Here is a 16,400-nt window from a genome sequence, read left to right on the forward strand (position 1 = left end):
GCTGAAGGTGCCGTCGTCGGCGTACTTCCCCCCGGAGTTGTCCGGGTCGTAGTACCACTGGGCGTCCCCGGCCGGGCGGCGCCCCGCCCGCCGACGGGCACGGCCCCCGCTACAACTCCCGGACGAACGACACCCGGTCCAGCCCCGGCCCGTCGTAATCCGTCTGCACCGGCACCCCGTCGTCCTCCCGGTCGCCCGGCTCCGGACGGAAGCCCATGCGGGCGTGGTACGCAAGGGAGTCGCGGTTGTTGGGGCTGGTGATGCAGCGGACCTGACGGCGGCCGGCCTCCCTGGCCAGCGCGAAGAACCGCTCGTAGAGCGCCCTGCCGACGCCGTCCCGTTTGCCGTCCGGGCACACGCCCACGAAGTGGATGTAGGCGGTCCGCGGATCCGTCTGGGACAGAAAGCCGATCAGGAACGCGTGCAGGTCCCCGTCCGGGCGCTCGACGAGAAAGCTGGTGCCGGCGAAGTGCTGCAGAAACAGCCGCGGTACCAGCAACTGCCGCTGCAGCGCGCCCGCTTCACCGCCCAGCCCGCCCCACCAGTCGGCCAGCGCCTCCTGGAGGCGCGGATGGTCCGACGGCCGGGGACGGCGCAACGTCAGATCGCCCCGTATCGCGCCGGGCGAGGGCACCGGAGTGCTGTCGGTCATGGCGTCACCTTTCCCACCGTGGGCCGGCCCGCGTGGCCGGCTCCGGGGGCCACTGGGCCGGCGACGGTCCGGCCACGGCCTGCGCGGGCCCGGCAACGCAATGTACCGACCGTATGTGCCCCTGTACGTGCCCCCGTGTGTGCCCCGTGCATGCCTCCGGCGCCGGTCCCTCCACTCCGATCCATAACCACCACACAGCGCCGGGCCGTCCGAGGGGGCGGTCCGGCGCCTTGCCGTGTGCCCCTAAGCTTGCTCCCCGTTCACACGTATGTCCGATCACGGGGGACAGAGGAAATGGCGGAGAAGGCACGGCGGCGGCTGCGGTCGAGCACGGTGATCCTGGGCGGGATGGGCGCGCTGGCCGCCGCCCTGACGTCCTGCGGCTCCGAGCCCGACAAACGCTGCGTGGACCGCAACAGCTACGACACGCTCAAGGGCTACCGCATCGTCGAGGCCAAGAACTGCTCGGCGGGCAGCGGTTCGTCCTCCGGCAGCGGCAGTACGAGCAGCGGCAAGTACGGCAAGAACGGGCGCGGCGCCGGGACCGGCCGGCAGCCGGTGGACGCCCAGTGGTACTACGACCCGGACAACTCCGGGGGGAAGTACGCCGACGACGGCACCTTCAGCCGGGCCACGGCCGTCAACCGCGGCGGTTTCGGCTGCTCGGGGTCGCACGGCAGCGGCGGGGGCCGGCACGGCTCCTTCGGCGGCTGAGCGGACGCCGCGGCACCATGGAACGCCACACCATCGAGCCCCGCCCCGGCTGGCAGCAGACCGTGGAGGCACAGGGGTTGATCTACCCGCTCACCCGCTACCCGGACGGTTCGCTGCGCCCGTACTGGGACGAGAGCGCGTACTACGCGTTCACCCTCCCTGAGGTCGAGGCCCTGGAGGAGGTCGTCGAAGAGCTGCACGGCATGTGCCTGGCCGCGGCCGCGCACATCGTCGAACGCGACCGCTTCGCCGACCTCGGCATCGACGACCCCCGGCTGGCCGGGCTGGTCGCCGAGTCCTGGCGCCGGCGCGCCGAACTCCCGTCCCTCTACGGGCGGTTCGACCTGCATTACGACGGGACCGGCCCGGCCAAGATGCTGGAGTACAACGCCGATACGCCGACCTCGCTGGTCGAGGCCGCGAGCCCGCAGTGGTTCTGGATGGAGGAGCGCTTCCCGGGCGCCGACCAGTGGAATTCGCTGCACGAGCGGCTGGTGGCCGCCTGGAAGCGGCAGGCCCCGCTGCTGCCGCCCGGCGCGCCGCTGCACTTCGCGCACTCCGCGGGCGACGAGCTCGGCGAGGACCTGATGACCGTCGCGTATCTGGAGGAGACGGCGCAGCAGGCGGGCCTGGAAACGGTCGCCATCCCGGTGGAGGACATCGGCTGGGACCGGCTCTCCGGCCGCTTCGTCGACCAGCGGCTCCGTTTCGTACGGGCCTGCTTCAAGCTCTACCCGTGGGAGTGGCTGGCCGGCGACGACTTCGGCCCGCACGTCCTGGACACGCTCGACAACGGCGGCGGCACGGGCTCCACCCTCTGGATCGAGCCCGCCTGGAAGATGCTGCTCTCCAACAAGGCGCTGCTGGCGGTCCTGTGGGAGCTGTTCCCGGACCATCCGAATCTGCTGCCCGCCTACCTCGACGGCCCGCGCGAACTGGCCCGCACCCGCGGCTACGCCGCCAAGCCGCTGCTGGGCCGGGAGGGCGCCGGGGTCACCCTGCACGAGCCGGGTACCCCGCCGGTGCCGCGCGGCGCCGACGACCCCTGCTGCTACCAGGAGTTGGCTCCCCTGCCGGACTTCGACGGCAACCGTGTCGTCCTCGGCGCCTGGGTCGTCGAGGACGAGGCGGCCGGGCTCGGCATCCGCGAGTCCGCGGGGCCGGTCACCGACGAGTACGCGCGGTTCGTGCCGCATGTGATCCGCTGAATCCGCCGAGGGGCCCGGTCGGGCACCTCGGCGGGGGACGGCAGGAAGCCCCGTCCGGCACGCCGGACGGGGCTTGCGGGACCGGCCGGTATGGGGGAGTGCCCGCGGCATTCGCGACCACTTGTGGTCGCTGTCCGCACCACTGGGCTGCGGATCGCGGGGTGTCTCCGGGGGCATCGGCCCGCCGTCGTGCTTGCCGCTGTCCGCCTCCACGTCGGCCGGGTGCCGGGAGGGGACTCCGTGCCATCCCTCCGGCGACCGGATCAGCCCGTCGTCGGGCCGCGGGACGGTCAGGCTGCCGGCGCGAATGCGGTGATGGCGTCGACGAGGTCGGCCGGGGCTTCCAGCGGGATCAGGTGACCGGTGTGGGGGACCACCACGACGTCGGCTTGGGAGAGGTAGGGCACCAGGTTGTCGCGGAGCACGCCGACGGGTTCCACCTGGTCGTGTTCTCCGGCGACGACGAGAGCGGGCACGCTGACCATGCGCGTGTGCTCGGTGATGTCCTGCGCGATGCCGCGCTGCGGCCACTCGGTGCGGGCGGCGTCGGTGACGGTCCGCGAATCGGTCACGATCTGCGCCTTGACCGGAGCGGGCAGCTCGGTCGCGGTGAGGACGTGATCCCGTGCCTCGGCCACGGACTCGGCGGAGTCGTAGGCGTGCGACAGGGCTTCCTGGGACTCCGGAGTGACCTGTGCGGCGGGCTTCGCCGGGCCGGAGCCGACGAGAACGAGGCCGCGCAAGCCGGCCGGCCGGGTGGCCGCGACCAGCTGTGCGACCTTACCCCCCATCGAATGCCCCACCAGGACGTAGTCGGTGACCCCCGCGTCCGCGAGCACGGCGAGCGTGTCGTCGGCGAGCTGACCGAGCGAATAGGGACCGGGCAGAGCGCTCGACCGGCTCCACCCGCGGAAGTCGACCGTGAGCACGTCACGGCCCGCCAGGCGGTCGACGACGAGGTCCCAGGTGCGGGCAGAACCACCCCAATAGTGCAGGAACACCAGAGTCGGCCCGGTCCCCGGCCGATGGTCGTAAGCGGGCAGAAGCGTCTGCTGCGTCGTGCTCATGATGGCTCTTCCGGTCGATGCTCCAGGCGATTGCCCTGTGTATTCATTGAAACTTCGGCACTCGGTCGGGGCATCGGCGGGACTGGTCGCCCGATGGTGAAAACTGGACACGTGAGCGTGATCCGGCAGATGACCTACCAGCCCGCAGGACGCCGCGCCGTCTCGGTCGAAACGATGACGTTCGGCCGCCTTCGCGAGCTGAACGACGGCGGCACGCAGCGCGCCGACTTCCACGTCCTTGCCGTCATCGACGCCGGACCCGGCTCAGTCACGGTCGATTTCCACCTCCACCCGCTCCAAGATCGGTCCGCGGTGTGGATTCCCCCCGGCGCGGTGCACCGGTGGGACGACATCGCCGAAGTGGCAGGGCACCTCGTGCTGTTCGTGCCGACCGCGCCGGTCACCCACACCACCCGAGAACTCGTCGCCTCCCCGGATCCGGCCGCGCACTGGAGCATCCCCGAGGCCGACTGGCCCTTCGTCGACACGGCGCGCAGCCATCTCCTCCTCGAAGCATCCGCCCCGCCCAGTGACTCCTCGACGGAGCTGCCCGAAATCCTGCTCTCCGCGCTCATCACCCGGCTGCACCCACCGCACGCCGAAGCACGGCTCACCCATCCGGTGTTCCGGTTGTTCCGCTCCAGCGTCGAAGCGCACTTCCGGCAACACCACGACGCCGGCTACTACGCCCGTGCGCTGGGATACGCGCCCCGCACCCTCTCACGAGCGGTGCAGCAGGCCACCGGCCGCACCGCGAAGGCGTACATCGTCGAACGGATCACCCTGGAAGCCAAACGGCTCCTCGCACACGACCGCCTCACCGCCGCCCGCTGTGCCGACACACTCGGCTTCTCCGACGCATCCAACTTCTCGGTGTTCTTCCACAAGGCCACAGGCAAACGCCCGGGCGCGTGGCAGGCGACGGTGGCCGCCGAGTGAGGAGGTGCCCACAAGAACACTCACCTCTGTGATCACGTGGCGTCACCACCCCTGATCACCGGAACTCCGCGCTCACCTCTCTGTTTCGCCGTCGGCATCGTCGGCATCGTCGGCATCGTCGGGAATGTCGGGGACGTCGTGGCCGAGGGCGGCCAGGCGTCCGCCCCGGCTCTCGGCCACCCGGCGCACATCGGCAAGGGACGCGGTCAATTCAACGGCCAGAAGGTGCAGTTCCCCGGGCGTCCACGTCCGATCGGCCAGCAGTTGGCGGGCTTCGTCGATGAGATCGTCGGCCGAACTGAGCTGTTCCTCCTCCATCTGGTCGGCGATGCGGGAGACGTACCCGGCCCCGTCACCTACCAGGAAGCACGGTTTCCCGTCCGGGCCGGTCCACGGCAGCAGCCGGACCAAGACCCTCGCTGTAGCGTTGGGCATGTCGTCAACTCCCTTGTAGTTGAGGGCCACGCCCCCGGGTCGTCCAGCGTCGCGGGGTCCCCTTGTGGTCACCCGAGGAGGGCCTTCCTCGCTCTGGGCAACCGCTCCGCTACACCTGGCGGTACGGTGGCACTGGAAGCGGCTTTTAAGAGCTTTAAGCGCTCGCGCACTCCGGGGAGTTGAGGGCTAGTGGCCACTCGGGAACCGAACCGGCACCTTGAACGGCTTTACCGGCAGACCGGCTGGACGCTGCGGCAGTTCGTCCAGGCCGTGAACCGCATCGGCACCGAGCGAGGAACCCCGCTCAAGTACCGCGAGCCGTCGGCCCATCAGTGGTGCCAAGGGCACCTGCCGAAAGTGCAGGCCCGGCCGCTGATCGTGGAGGCCCTGGCGCGAAAGCTGGGACGTCCGGTCACCCAATCCGAGGTTGGGTTCCCGCCCGCTGCCGGTAGCTCGACCGCCCCTCCGGGCGCGGTGGACGGGCTGATCGATCTCGGTAGGGGAGACATGGACCCCTCGCGCCGCAGCATCCTCGGTATAAGCCTCTTCTCCGTTGCGCTGACCGTGCCCAATTGGCCGGATGTGGTGGGACGGATGGAAGCCGTTCAAACCGGCCGAACTCCGCGCATCGGCATGCCGGAAGTGGACACGGTCATCGCCATGACCGAACGGATCTCGGAACTCGACGACCAATTCGGTGGACGCCACGCCCGCCCCATGGCTGCGGCATTTCTGGTCAACACTGTGGCGCCCTATCTACGGGCTGATGCGCCGGAATCGGTACGCAAAGCGATGCTGTCGGCAGCCTCCGACCTGTGCTATCTCACCGGATACATGGCGGTGGATGAGGGGGTGGAGGGACTGGGGCAGAAGTATTACCTGAAGGCATTGGAGCTGGCCGGCGCCTCTGAGGACCACCTCACGTATTGCACGACCCTGCGGGGTATGAGTGTGCAGGCAGTTGATCTGGGGCACGGCCGTCAAGCCATGCGACTGGCCGATGCTGCTGCCGCCGCCTCTCCGCAAGCGGGCCCGCGTATGAACGCCTTCCTTGCGGGTCAGCAGGCACATGCAGCTGCGCAAACAGGGGACCGCCACAAGGCACTGGCGCATCTGAATGAGGCAGAAATTTCCATGGAAAAGGCCGAGGCACGAGCGAAGGCCTTCGGCTCCTATGATCCCTCATCTCTGCACTACCACATCAGTCACGTTCGCCACGAGTTGGGAGACCTTCCCGGAGCCGTTACGGCGATGCGGGAATCGGACAGGTTGTGCTACGACATCTACCGCCGGTCCCGGGTGAAGGAACGAGCCACGCTCGCCGAGTTCCAACTTGAAGTGGGGCACCTGGAAGCGGCTTGTGCGACCTGGAATGAAGCGCTGGACGAATATCCCCTGGTGCAAAGCGGGAGGGTCGACCGGCGCATGGGGCGGATGTTCAAGCTCATCCGCCCCCACCTCAAGAACCACGCCGCCCGGGAACTTGACGAACGTGCCCGGCTCGTGACTCCAGCCTCGCTGTCGGCCTAGGTCCGTCGGTCAGTCCTCAGGCCACCGGGAGCGCCTTGACGCCCGACAGGAGAGGAACGAGCGAGTGGTTTCCGTCGCCCGGACCGCACGACTGCTGTGTGTCAGGCGTGTTGGAGACGTTCGTCCCTGTGGTGAAGCGTCCGTCGCTGCCCGGTACGTGGGCGACGCAGGGCACTTCGCCCCGCGACGCAACAGGCGTAGGAGACCACCGGCAGCGACGGAACGTGGCGGAGCGAACGCCAGGGCCCCTTCGCCCGCTGGCCGCCCGCTGCACGTCCGCGGACCGGGTCAGCCCTCCAGCACGCCCCGCAGTTGACTCAGCCCCCAGTCCAGGTCCTCCTTGCTGATGACCAGCGGCGGGGCGAGCCGGATCGTTGCGCCGTGGGTGTCCTTGACCAGCACCCCGCGCGTCATCAGCTGTTCGGAGACGGAGCGGCCGGTGCCGCGGGACGGGTTGATGTCCACGCCCGCCCACAGGCCGCGGCCGCGGACCGCGTCCACCGTGCCGCCGCCCACCAGCAGCCCCAGCTCGCCGTGCAGATGGTCGCCCAACTCCGTTGCCCGCTGCTGGAATTCGCCGGTGCGCAGCATCGCGATGACCTCCAGGGCCACCGCGCAGGCGAGTGGGTTGCCGCCGAACGTCGAGCCGTGCTCGCCGGGTGCGAAGACGCCCAGTACCTCGCGCGAGGAGACCACCGCCGAGACCGGCACCACCCCGCCGCCCAGCGCCTTGCCCAGGACGTACATGTCCGGGACCACGTCCTCGTGCTCACAGGCGAAGGTCCGGCCCGTACGCCCCAGGCCCGACTGGATCTCATCGGCGATGAACAGCACGTTCCGGCTGCGGGTCAGCTCCCGTACGCCCGCCAGATAGCCCGGCGGCGGCACCAGGACGCCCGCCTCGCCCTGGATCGGCTCCAGGAGAACGGCGACGGTGTCGGCGTCGACGGCCGCCTCCAGCGCCGCCAGGTCGCCGTAGGGGACGATCTCGAAGCCGGGGGTGTACGGGCCGAAGTCGGCGCGCGCTTCGGGGTCGGTGGAGAAGGAGACGAGGGTCGTGGTGCGGCCGTGGAAGTTGTGGTCGGCGACGATGATCTTCGCCCGGCCGTCCGGGACGCCCTTGACCCGGTAGCCCCATTTGCGGGCCGTCTTGATCGCGGTTTCGACCGCCTCGGCGCCGGTGTTCATCGGCAGGACGAGCTCCATGCCGCACAGCTGGGCCAGCTGGGTGCAGAAGTCGCCGAACCGGTCGTGGTGGAAGGCGCGGGAGGTGAGGGTGACCCGCTCCAGTTGGGCCTTGGCCGCGTCGAGCAGGCGGCGGTTGCCGTGCCCGAAGTTCAGCGCGGAGTAGCCGGCGAGCATGTCCAGATAGCGCCGGCCGTCCACATCCGTCACCCAGGCACCCTCGGCGGAGGCCACGACGACGGGCAGCGGGTGGTAGTTGTGCGCGCTGTGGGCCTCGGCGGCGGCGAGGAAGCGTTCCGTGGACGTCACCGGTGACTCCGTTCGGTAGGCCGTGCGGGGCGCGGGCGCTGCCGCGTCCCTCTCCATTGTTGCGCCCGGCCGGACCGACCGGACCTGCGATGTTTCGCCGGCTCGGGGGGCCGGGGTGTCCTACACTCTGCGGTGCACATCGCGACTGGCGTACGGGGAAGCAACCTCGAGGAAGCGGTGTGCGGGAAACCTCACGAGGTGCCGCCCCGCCTGGGCACCCCGGGACCACGACCGGAACCACCGATCGACCGCCCCGGAGGACACCATGTCACTGGCTCCCATGTCACAGCCCCTTCCGCATGCCGCGCTGAGCGCCGCCGACCCCGAACTGGCCGCGCTGGTCGGCGCCGAGGAGCAGCTCCAGGCCGACACCCTGCGGCTGATCCCCAGCGAGAACTACGTCTCGGCCGCCGTCCTGGAAGCCACCGGCACCGTCCTGCAGAACAAGTACAGCGAGGGGTACGCGGGCCGTCGCTACTACGAAGGCCAGCAGAACATCGACCGGGTGGAGACGCTGGCCGTCGAGCGCGCCAAAGCCGTCTTCGGCGTGGAGCACGCCAACGTCCAGCCGTACTCCGGCTCGCCCGCCAACCTCGCCGCCTACCTTGCCTTCGCCGAGCCCGGCGACACCGTGCTGGGCATGGCGCTGCCGATGGGCGGCCACCTCACCCACGGCTGGGGCGTCTCGGCGACCGGCCGGTGGTTCCGCGGGGTGCAGTACGGCGTCCGGCCCGACAGCGCGCTGATCGACTTCGACGAGGTGCGCGACCTGGCCCGCAAGGAACGCCCGAAGATCATCTTCTGTGGCGGTACCGCCGTGCCGCGCACCATCGACTTCGCCGCCTTCGGCGAGATCGCACGGGAGGTCGACGCCGTACTCGTGGCGGACATCGCGCACATCGCCGGCCTGGTCGCGGGCGGCGCCCACCCGTCGCCCGTGCCGCACGCGGACGTGATCTCCACGACCACGCACAAGACCCTGCGCGGGCCGCGCGGCGCGATGCTGATGTCGCGGGCGAGCCACGCCAAGGCCCTCGACAAGGCGGTCTTCCCGGGTCTCCAGGGCGGCCCGCACAACCACACCACCGCCGCCATCGCGGTCGCCCTGCACGAGGCGGCCGCCCCGTCCTTCCGGGACTACGCCCATGCCGTCGTCGCCAACGCCAAGGCGCTCGCCGAGGCGCTGCTGGCCCGCGGCTACGACCTGGTCTCCGGCGGCACCGACAACCACCTGGTGCTGATCGACCTGACCTCCAAGGACGTCCCGGGCAAGGTCGCCGCCAAGGCTCTGGACCGGGCCGGCATCGTCGTCAACTACAACACCGTTCCCTTCGACCCCCGCAAGCCCTTCGACCCCTCCGGCATCCGCATCGGCACCCCCTCCCTCACCTCCCGCGGACTGGGTACGGACCGGATGGCGCTGGTCGCCGAGTGGATCGACCGGAGCGTGACGGCCGCGGCCAAGGGCGACGAGGACGCGCTGGCGGTGATCCGCGGCGAGGTCGCGGAGCTGCTGGCCGGCTACCCGGCGCCGGGACTCCCGACGGACTGACGCCGCGACTCCACGGCGCCCGCCCGGCTCACCGGCCCGTGATCAGCCGGTGAGCCGGACCGGCAGCACCTGGATGCTGTTGCTGACGAAGCTCGGGTGCGCCGGCAGCTCCGCGTCCGGGACGGCGAGGTCCAGCGCCGGATAGCGGGTGAAAAGCGCCTGAAGGGCCACGGTCGCCTCCAGCCGGGCCAGCGGCGCGCCCAGGCAGTAGTGCGAGCCGTGGCCGAAGGACAGGTGTCGGGCGGCGGGCCGCCGGGTGACGTCGAACCGGTCCGCGTCGGCCCCGTAGGCGTCCGGATCACGGCCGGCCGCCGCGTAGGAGGCCAGCATCGGGGTGCCGCGCGGGACGAGGGTGCCGCCGATCTCCAGGTCCCGGACCGGGTAGCGGAACGGGAAGTGGGCGACGGGGCTGTCGTGGCGCAGGGTCTCCTCGACCACGTCGTCCCAGGTGGCCCGCCCGTTCCGCACCAGCTCCAGTTGTCCGCGGTCGGTGCACAGGGCCCGGACCGCGTTGGTGATCAGATTGAGCGTGGTCTCGTGCCCGGCGATGGTCAGCGACAGCAGGGTGCCGACCAGCTCCCGCGCGCTCAGCCGGTCGCCGTCGTCCTCCTGGGCGGCGAGCAGTGCGCTGGTCAGATCGTCCCCGGGGTCCGCCCGCCGGGCCTCGGCGACCTCCGTGAGGAGGGCGGTGATCTCACGGTTGACGGCCAGCACCTCGGCCGCGGTGCCGGCCGTGCTCACGATCAGGTTCGACAGCTCGTGCAGCCGGTCGCGTAACTCGGCCGCCACCCCCAGCAGTTCGCAGATCACGCCCATCGGCAGCGGATAGGCGAAGTGCCGGCGCAGATCCACCGTGCCGTCGGCGTCCGCGGCCCGCGGCAGCGCGTCGAGCAGCCCGGCCGTCAGCTCCGCGATCCGGGGCCGCAGCGCCGCCACCCGCCGCCCGGTGAACACCCGGGTCACCAGGCCGCGCAGCCGCCGGTGGTCGGCCCCGTCGGCGGTCGTCATGCCCTCGATGGTGGCGAAGAGGGCCAGCGGCCAGCCGGGCGGCACCGTGCCGTCGTGCAGGGCGGTGAAGTGGCAGGCGTTCTTGGCGACTTCGGGATGCGCCAGCATCTCGCGCAGCGCCTCGTGGCGGGTGACCGCGACAGCGGGCACGTCCCCGGGCAGCAGCACCGGCACCACCGGCCCGGCCTCCCGCAGCCGGGCGTCGGCCGCGGCCCGGCCGGTGCCGCCGGGGGCGAGCCGGTGCGGCGCGCGGTCGGATCGTGCGGGGCAGGCGGCGTCGGCCGGGGGCGCGGGGCGGTGGGCGTCGGTCATCGCGGTCCTCACGGAGTGGGGAGGAAGAGCCGGGTCGGTGTACCGGGGCCGCGCGGCACGGGCCACGGTGCGGGGCCCACGATTCCAGCTGCCGGCCACCGCGAACAGGCCGCCGTGGCCCCGCCCCCCGGGCCGCCCGCCGTTCCGCCTGCCGCCCGGCCCGTCGTCCCGTCCGCGCGGCCGGGGCCGCCGCCCGGACCGCGGCCGCGCCCCGCTTGTGGCACCACGCGCCTCGGCCCCCTTGTGGACCTGAGACAATCGGTGCCATGGCTCTCGATCGCCCGACTGTCGCCCACCACCACCCCCAGGGGAATGGCTCCGCCATGCAGCGTCTTCCGCGTGTGCTCTCCGGCATTCAGCCCACCGCCGGCTCCTTCCACCTCGGTAATTACCTCGGTGCGGTGCGCCAGTGGGTGGCTCTGCAGGAGTCCCACGACGCCTTCTACATGGTGGTCGACCTGCACGCGATCACCGTCCCGCAGGACCCGGCGGAGCTGCGCCGCAACACCCGGGTCGCGGTCGCCCAGCTGCTGGCCGCCGGCCTCGACCCGGAGCGCTGCACGCTCTTCGTCCAGAGCCATGTGCCCGAGCACGCCCAGCTCGCCTGGGTCATGAACTGCGTCACCGGCTTCGGTGAGGCCTCGCGGATGACCCAGTTCAAGGACAAGTCGGCCAAGCAGGGCGCGGACCGTACGACGGTGGGCCTGTTCACCTACCCCGTGCTGATGGTCGCCGACATCCTCCTCTACCAGGCCGACCAGGTCCCGGTCGGCGAGGACCAGCGCCAGCATCTGGAGCTGACCCGCGATCTCGCGGACCGCTTCAACACCCGCTTCGGCGACACCTTCACGATCCCGAACCCGTATATCGTCAAGGAGACGGCGAAGATCTTCGATCTTCAGGACCCGTCGATCAAGATGAGCAAGTCCGCCTCCTCGCCCAAGGGCATCGTCGACCTGCTCGACGACCCCAAGGTCACCGCGAAGAAGGTCAAGAGCGCGGTCACGGACACCGACACGGTCATCCGCTTCGACCGCGAGGCCAAGCCGGGCGTCAGCAACCTCCTGACGATCCTCTCCACGCTCACCGACACCTCCGTCCCGGACCTGGAGCGGTCCTACGAGGGCAAGATGTACGGCGCCCTCAAGACGGATCTGGCCGAGGCGATGGTCGATTTCGTCACACCGTTCCGCAACCGTACGCAGGAATACCTCGACGATCCCGAGACCCTGGACGCGATCCTGGCCAAGGGTGCGGAGAAGGCCCGCGCGGTAGCCGCCGAGACCCTCGCCACCACCTATGACCGGCTCGGATTGCTGCCGGCGAAGCACTGAAGGGACCGTCCGCGGAACGGGCCTGCTCCGGCCGCGCGGGCCGGCCGGAGCCCGGTGGATCCAGCGCCCGAAGCCCGGGGGTCCGCTTGTCACAGGAGCGGGGGACGCTCCCCGCAATTGGCGCCCACCCGGCACACTAAGAAGGTGCGCGAGCGCCGCACACACGTCAGGAGGGAGAACACAGTGGGGACCGTAACTCTGGGCGTTTCGATCGCGGTCCCGGAGCCTTACGGCAGCTTCCTCCAGAGGCAGCGCGAGGGCTTCGGGGACCCTGCCGCACCGGGTATCCCCACGCACATCACCCTCCTCCCGCCGACGGAGGTCCCCGCCGGGGCGCTGCCCGGCATCGAACGCCACCTCGCCGAGGTCGCGGCCGGCTTCCGCCCCTTCCCGCTCCGCCTGGAGGGCACCGGCACCTTCCGCCCGCTCTCCCCGGTGGTCTACGTGAAGGTCAGCGAGGGCGAGGCGGGCTGCACCGCGCTCCAGGCCCGCATCCGCGCCGCCTCCGGCCCGTGCGCCCGCGAGCTGCAGTTCCCGTACCACCCGCACGTCACCGTCGCCCACAACATCGCCGACGCGGACATGGACCGCGCCCAGGCCGGCCTGAGGGACTTCTCCGCGACCTGGACCATCGGCGGTTTCGCGCTCTACGAGCAGGGCGCGGACGAGGTGTGGCGCCTGGAGCGGGAGTTCCCCTTCCCGCCGCAGACGGCCGGCGTCCCGCGCCAGGCCGCCGATCTCTCCCGGCCGCCCGCGCCCTCCTGCTGACGCCCGCCGCGCCGGCTCTCGGCGCGTCCGCCGCGGGCCGGACGGGCGGTGCCGTACCCGATGGCCGACCGGGACGTATGCATACGGCCCTTTCCGGGGTACCCGGAGTCTAGTGTTCCGGTCAGCCGGGACACCGGCCGGAAGATCCAGCCCGGGCCGGCGGGCGCGTGGGCACGAGGGGAACGCCATGGACTGGTTGCGCACACTGCCGGTGATCGGACCGCTCATCGGCCGGCTGATGACCACTCACCTCTGGCGTGCCTACGAGCGGATGCTCCGGGTGCACTGGACCCGGCTCGCCGCCGCGATCACCTTCACCAGCTTCGTGGCCCTCTTCCCGCTGCTCACCGTCGCCGCCGCGATCGGCGCCGCACTGCTCAGCGACGCCCGGCTGCACACGCTGGAGGGCAAGATCGCCGAACAGCTTCCCGGCCTCGCGGGTCAGCTCGACATCTCCGGGCTCGTCGCCCACGCCACCACCGTCGGTCTGGTCGCCGGTGCCGCCCTGCTGCTCACCGGCATCGGCTGGGTCGACTCGCTGCGCGACTGCCTGCGCGCCGTATGGGAGAAGCCCGACGAGGAGATCAACTTCTTCCTCGGCAAGCTCAGGGACGGCGCGCTGCTGCTCGGGGTCGGCGGCGTCGCCGTGCTCTCCCTCGCCTGCTCGACCTTCGCGTCCGCCGCGGTGGGCAAGGTGGCCGAGGTGATCGGCCTGTCGGAGGGCGGCGTCGGCAGCGTCCTGCTCTCGGCGGCGGGGTTCGTCATCGCCGTCCTCGCGGACTTCCTGCTGCTCGCCTACATACTGACCCGGCTCGCCGGCGTCCATCCGCCCAGGCGCTCCGTCGTGGTCGCCGGACTCCTCGGCGCGATCGGCTTCGAAGTGCTGAAACTGCTGATCAGCGGCTATCTCCAGGGCGTCGCCGCCCGGAGCATGTACGGCGCCTTCGGCACCCCGGTCGCGCTGCTGCTGTGGATCAACTTCACCGCGAAGCTGCTCGTGTACTGCGCTTCCTGGACGGCCACCCAGGCGGAGAAGCACACGGTGGGCGAGGAACTCAAGGTGCGGGAGGGGCCGGACGAAGCCCCGGCGCAGGAACGGCCGGACGGCCCGGAGGACAAGGAAGAGCCGGAGAACGGGGAGGGGCCGGAGGACGGGGAGGGGCCGCGGCGCCCCCGGGCGGCCTGACGCCACCCGGGCTGCCGCCCCACGCGCCGACGGAGGCCGGCCCGCGGCCCGCCTCCGTCACCCGGCCCGACTCCGTACGGCCCGGCGCCCGCTCACTTACCGGCCCGGCGCCCCCGCACCCGCTCCGGCAGCGGACGGCGGCGGTGCACGGCGAAGGCCACCGCGCCCAGCAGCGCCAGGGCCCCGCCGGCGACGCCCACCGCGGTCCAGGCGCCGCCCGCACCGCCGGAGCTGTCCAGCGCGGCCTGGTTGTTGTCACGTGCACCCTTCTTGTCCTTGGGGCCCACGGCGCCCCTGCCGTCGTCCTCGCTGCGGGGGCCGACGAGCCGGCCGACCGGTTCCACCTTGTCGGCCGCCGCGAAGCCCCAGTCGAGCAGCTTGGCGGCCTCCCGGTACCCCTCGTTGTGCTCCCGCTTCTCCGGGTGCATGACCGTGACGAGCAGCTTGCGGTCACCGCGCTGGGCGACACCGGTGAAGGTGGAGCCGGCGTTGGTGGTCGAGCCGTTCTTCACCCCCGCGATCCCCGGGTACGGCTTCATGTCGAAGTCGCCGCTGAGCAGCCGGTTGGTGTTCTGGATGCCGAACGAGGCGCGCTTGCCGTTCTTGCCCTTGTCCCCGGGGAACTGGGCACTGGCCGTCGAGCAGTACTCGCGGAAGTCGGCGTTGCGCAGTCCCGCCCGGGCGAAGAGGCTCAGGTCGTACGCGCTGGAGACCTGGCCCGGCGCGTCATAGCCGTCCGGCGTCACCACATGCGTATCGGTGGCGTTCAGCTCCTTGGCCCGCTGCTGCATCTGGGCGACGGTGGTCTTCGTGCCGCCGTTCATCGCCGACAGCGTGTGCACCGCGTCGTTGCCGGACCGCAGGAAGACCCCCAGCCACAGGTCATGGACCGTGTAGCTCAGGTTCTCCTTTATCCCGACCAGGCTGCTGCCGATGCCCATGCCCGCCAGATCGGCGGGCTTGACCGTGTGCTTCTGGTCCTTCGGGAACTTCGGCAGCACCGTGTCGGCGAACAGCATCTTCAGCGTGCTGGCCGGTGCGAGCCGCCAGTGCGGGTTCTTGGCGGCCAGCACCTTGCCGGACTCCGCGTCCGACACGATCCAGGAGCGGGCGGTCAGCGCGTCCGGCCCGGGCAGCTTCGGGGCACCGGGCTTCGGCGCCACCTGGACGCCGGGCGCACCCAATCGGTCCCCGCCGATCTGCGACATCTTCGCCGGCGGCGCGGGAGCCTTGGGGTCGGCGTGGGCGGTGCCGGCCAGCAGCGGCGAGGCCACCAGCCCGGAGACGGCCAGCGTGGCGGCGGTACGCAGGCGGAAGCCCGGACGCGCCGCGCGTGCCGGGGTGGCGGACGGGGCAGTCGGAGCGGACGGGGCGGCCAGAGCGGTCAGGTCGGTGGAAGCCGTGGAAGCACAGGAGGTCGTCGGCACGTCGGTGAACGTACCCGGCTTTGCCCGCGACGCCGACAGCACCCCACGGAAGAGTGCCCCTGTCGCCCGCCGGATGGAGCCGCTGCCCATACTGGGATCTATGAAGCTCTCTCGCCCCGTGTCCTGGTTCCTGCTCGCCTTCGGGGTGTGGAGCTGGTTCATCTGGATCACTTTCGTCAAAAACCTCTGGAAGGACGGGAGCGGTCTCGCCTTCGACGACGCGGGTGACCCGACCGCCTACTTCTGGGTCCATCTCCTGCTCGCGGTGGCGTCCTTTCTCTTGGGGACGGTGATTGGTGTGATCGGGTTCCGCGGAGTCCGGGCACTGCGCCGGGAGGCCGCCGCCGACCCCGCCGACACCGCTGACCAGTCCGTCTCTCCTTCCTCGTCCTCCTCGTCCGCCTCCTGACCGACGGGAACGGGGATTCGCCGTGATCTTCGCTCTGATCGTGGTCCCGGTCCTCGGACTGTTCTTCGGCGTGCACCGCTATCTGTGGTGCCGGCTGGTCCGGGACACCACGAACCCCGGCAGCCGGCTCCGCGGCGCGGGCACCGCGGCCGCCTTCGTCCTCCCGCTGACCGCCCTCGCCGCCCTGCTGTCGAGCCCGGCCGGCGTTCCCTTCCCCCTCCAGCAGATCCTGGCCTGGCCCGGCTACCTGTGGCTGGCCATGGTGCTGTATCTCACACTGGCGCTGTTGGTGGGAGAGGTCGTCCGAGCGGTGGGGCTGTGGGCCCTGCGCCGCCGCGAGACCGCGGAACCCGACCCGCCGGCCC

At 71.2% G+C, this 16,400-nt stretch carries 15 protein-coding genes, 1 pseudogene and 1 riboswitch; of the genes and pseudogenes, 10 read left to right on the forward strand and 6 right to left on the reverse strand.

The window, feature by feature from the left end:
• Window positions 1-109: 109 nt before the first annotated feature.
• Window positions 110-652 carry a GNAT family N-acetyltransferase gene (locus EST92_RS25440; protein WP_129283125.1) on the reverse strand — a complete coding sequence of 181 codons (543 nt, stop codon included), beginning with the start codon at window positions 650-652 and terminating at the stop codon, window positions 110-112.
• Between the two features lie 294 nt (window positions 653-946).
• Here EST92_RS25440 and EST92_RS25445 point away from each other — a divergent pair, with 294 nt between their 5' ends.
• Together EST92_RS25445 and EST92_RS25450 are read left to right on the forward strand one after the other, a co-directional pair.
• On the forward strand, window positions 947-1,366 hold the full coding sequence (locus tag EST92_RS25445; protein ID WP_129283126.1) for a hypothetical protein: 420 nt from the start codon (window positions 947-949) through the stop codon (window positions 1,364-1,366).
• Window positions 1,367-1,383: 17 nt separating this feature from the next.
• A complete protein-coding gene (locus tag EST92_RS25450; RefSeq protein WP_129283127.1) occupies window positions 1,384-2,574 on the forward strand; it encodes a glutathionylspermidine synthase family protein in 1,191 nt (396 codons plus the stop codon).
• A 290-nt stretch (window positions 2,575-2,864) separates the two neighbouring features.
• Here the strand turns inward: EST92_RS25450 and EST92_RS25455 are convergent, their stop codons facing one another.
• Window positions 2,865-3,641 carry an alpha/beta hydrolase gene (locus tag EST92_RS25455; protein WP_129283128.1) on the reverse strand — a complete coding sequence of 259 codons (777 nt, stop codon included), beginning with the start codon at window positions 3,639-3,641 and terminating at the stop codon, window positions 2,865-2,867.
• 111 nt (window positions 3,642-3,752) lie between these two features.
• Here EST92_RS25455 and EST92_RS25460 point away from each other — a divergent pair, with 111 nt between their 5' ends.
• Entirely contained in the window at window positions 3,753-4,580 is an 828-nt protein-coding gene (locus tag EST92_RS25460; RefSeq protein WP_161981768.1) for a helix-turn-helix transcriptional regulator, read from the forward strand.
• Window positions 4,581-4,652: 72 nt separating this feature from the next.
• Here the strand turns inward: EST92_RS25460 and EST92_RS25465 are convergent, their stop codons facing one another.
• Window positions 4,653-5,045 (reverse strand): hypothetical protein, encoded by a 393-nt coding sequence (locus EST92_RS25465; RefSeq protein WP_129283129.1) that lies wholly within the window; start codon window positions 5,043-5,045, stop codon window positions 4,653-4,655.
• 159 nt (window positions 5,046-5,204) lie between these two features.
• On the opposite strand from EST92_RS25465, the gene EST92_RS25470 reads away from it, so the two are divergent.
• A complete protein-coding gene (locus tag EST92_RS25470; RefSeq protein WP_129283130.1) occupies window positions 5,205-6,545 on the forward strand; it encodes a tetratricopeptide repeat protein in 1,341 nt (446 codons plus the stop codon).
• Between the two features lie 288 nt (window positions 6,546-6,833).
• Here the strand turns inward: EST92_RS25470 and rocD are convergent, their stop codons facing one another.
• Window positions 6,834-8,039 (reverse strand): ornithine--oxo-acid transaminase, encoded by a 1,206-nt coding sequence (rocD, locus tag EST92_RS25475; protein ID WP_129283131.1) that lies wholly within the window; start codon window positions 8,037-8,039, stop codon window positions 6,834-6,836.
• A gap of 131 nt (window positions 8,040-8,170) precedes the next feature.
• Window positions 8,171-8,262: riboswitch (ZMP/ZTP riboswitch) on the forward strand.
• A gap of 57 nt (window positions 8,263-8,319) precedes the next feature.
• Between rocD and glyA the strand changes: the two genes are divergently transcribed.
• A complete protein-coding gene (glyA, locus tag EST92_RS25480; RefSeq protein ID WP_129283132.1) occupies window positions 8,320-9,591 on the forward strand; it encodes a serine hydroxymethyltransferase in 1,272 nt (423 codons plus the stop codon).
• A 42-nt stretch (window positions 9,592-9,633) separates the two neighbouring features.
• Here glyA and EST92_RS25485 read toward each other — a convergent pair whose 3' ends face one another.
• Entirely contained in the window at window positions 9,634-10,911 is a 1,278-nt protein-coding gene (locus tag EST92_RS25485) for a cytochrome P450 (RefSeq protein WP_129283133.1), read from the reverse strand.
• Between the two features lie 323 nt (window positions 10,912-11,234).
• Here EST92_RS25485 and trpS point away from each other — a divergent pair, with 323 nt between their 5' ends.
• The 3 genes from trpS to EST92_RS25500 all read left to right on the forward strand — a co-directional run bounded on the left by trpS (window position 11,235) and on the right by EST92_RS25500 (window position 14,199).
• Window positions 11,235-12,245: a tryptophan--tRNA ligase gene (gene trpS / locus EST92_RS25490; RefSeq protein ID WP_129283138.1), complete on the forward strand. Its 1,011-nt coding sequence runs from the start codon at window positions 11,235-11,237 to the stop codon at window positions 12,243-12,245.
• A gap of 183 nt (window positions 12,246-12,428) precedes the next feature.
• Window positions 12,429-13,013 carry a 2'-5' RNA ligase family protein gene (locus tag EST92_RS25495; RefSeq protein WP_129283134.1) on the forward strand — a complete coding sequence of 195 codons (585 nt, stop codon included), beginning with the start codon at window positions 12,429-12,431 and terminating at the stop codon, window positions 13,011-13,013.
• Window positions 13,014-13,200: 187 nt separating this feature from the next.
• Window positions 13,201-14,199, forward strand: a complete 999-nt coding sequence (locus tag EST92_RS25500; RefSeq protein ID WP_129283135.1) for a YihY/virulence factor BrkB family protein — start codon at window positions 13,201-13,203, stop codon at window positions 14,197-14,199.
• A 92-nt stretch (window positions 14,200-14,291) separates the two neighbouring features.
• Here the strand turns inward: EST92_RS25500 and EST92_RS25505 are convergent, their stop codons facing one another.
• Window positions 14,292-15,716, reverse strand: coding sequence for a D-alanyl-D-alanine carboxypeptidase (locus tag EST92_RS25505; RefSeq protein ID WP_254069007.1), 1,425 nt, complete (start codon window positions 15,714-15,716; stop codon window positions 14,292-14,294).
• Window positions 15,717-15,726: 10 nt separating this feature from the next.
• On the opposite strand from EST92_RS25505, the gene EST92_RS25510 reads away from it, so the two are divergent.
• Both EST92_RS25510 and EST92_RS25515 read left to right on the forward strand, forming a co-directional pair.
• Window positions 15,727-16,035, forward strand: a complete 309-nt coding sequence (locus EST92_RS25510; protein ID WP_129250815.1) for a hypothetical protein — start codon at window positions 15,727-15,729, stop codon at window positions 16,033-16,035.
• Between the two features lie 22 nt (window positions 16,036-16,057).
• A pseudogene (locus EST92_RS25515) lies at window positions 16,058-16,400 on the forward strand (metallophosphoesterase); the annotation flags it as partial.

The sequence above is a fragment of the Streptomyces sp. TM32 genome (assembly GCF_004122755.1).
Taxonomy (GTDB): domain Bacteria; phylum Actinomycetota; class Actinomycetes; order Streptomycetales; family Streptomycetaceae; genus Streptomyces; species Streptomyces sioyaensis.

Bases quoted from the DNA above. Each gene is read 5' to 3' on its own strand.
- EST92_RS25440 (WP_129283125.1), bottom strand. From the start codon at position 652: ATGACCGACAGCACTCCGGTGCCCTCGCCCGGCGCGATACGGGGCGAT.
- EST92_RS25445 (WP_129283126.1), top strand. From the start codon at position 947: ATGGCGGAGAAGGCACGGCGGCGGCTGCGGTCGAGCACGGTGATCCTG.
- EST92_RS25450 (WP_129283127.1), top strand. From the start codon at position 1,384: ATGGAACGCCACACCATCGAGCCCCGCCCCGGCTGGCAGCAGACCGTG.
- EST92_RS25455 (WP_129283128.1), bottom strand. From the start codon at position 3,641: ATGAGCACGACGCAGCAGACGCTTCTGCCCGCTTACGACCATCGGCCG.
- glyA (WP_129283132.1), top strand. From the start codon at position 8,320: ATGTCACAGCCCCTTCCGCATGCCGCGCTGAGCGCCGCCGACCCCGAA.
- EST92_RS25485 (WP_129283133.1), bottom strand. From the start codon at position 10,911: ATGACCGACGCCCACCGCCCCGCGCCCCCGGCCGACGCCGCCTGCCCC.
- trpS (WP_129283138.1), top strand. From the start codon at position 11,235: ATGCAGCGTCTTCCGCGTGTGCTCTCCGGCATTCAGCCCACCGCCGGC.
- EST92_RS25500 (WP_129283135.1), top strand. From the start codon at position 13,201: ATGGACTGGTTGCGCACACTGCCGGTGATCGGACCGCTCATCGGCCGG.
- EST92_RS25505 (WP_254069007.1), bottom strand. From the start codon at position 15,716: ATGGGCAGCGGCTCCATCCGGCGGGCGACAGGGGCACTCTTCCGTGGG.
- EST92_RS25510 (WP_129250815.1), top strand. From the start codon at position 15,727: ATGAAGCTCTCTCGCCCCGTGTCCTGGTTCCTGCTCGCCTTCGGGGTG.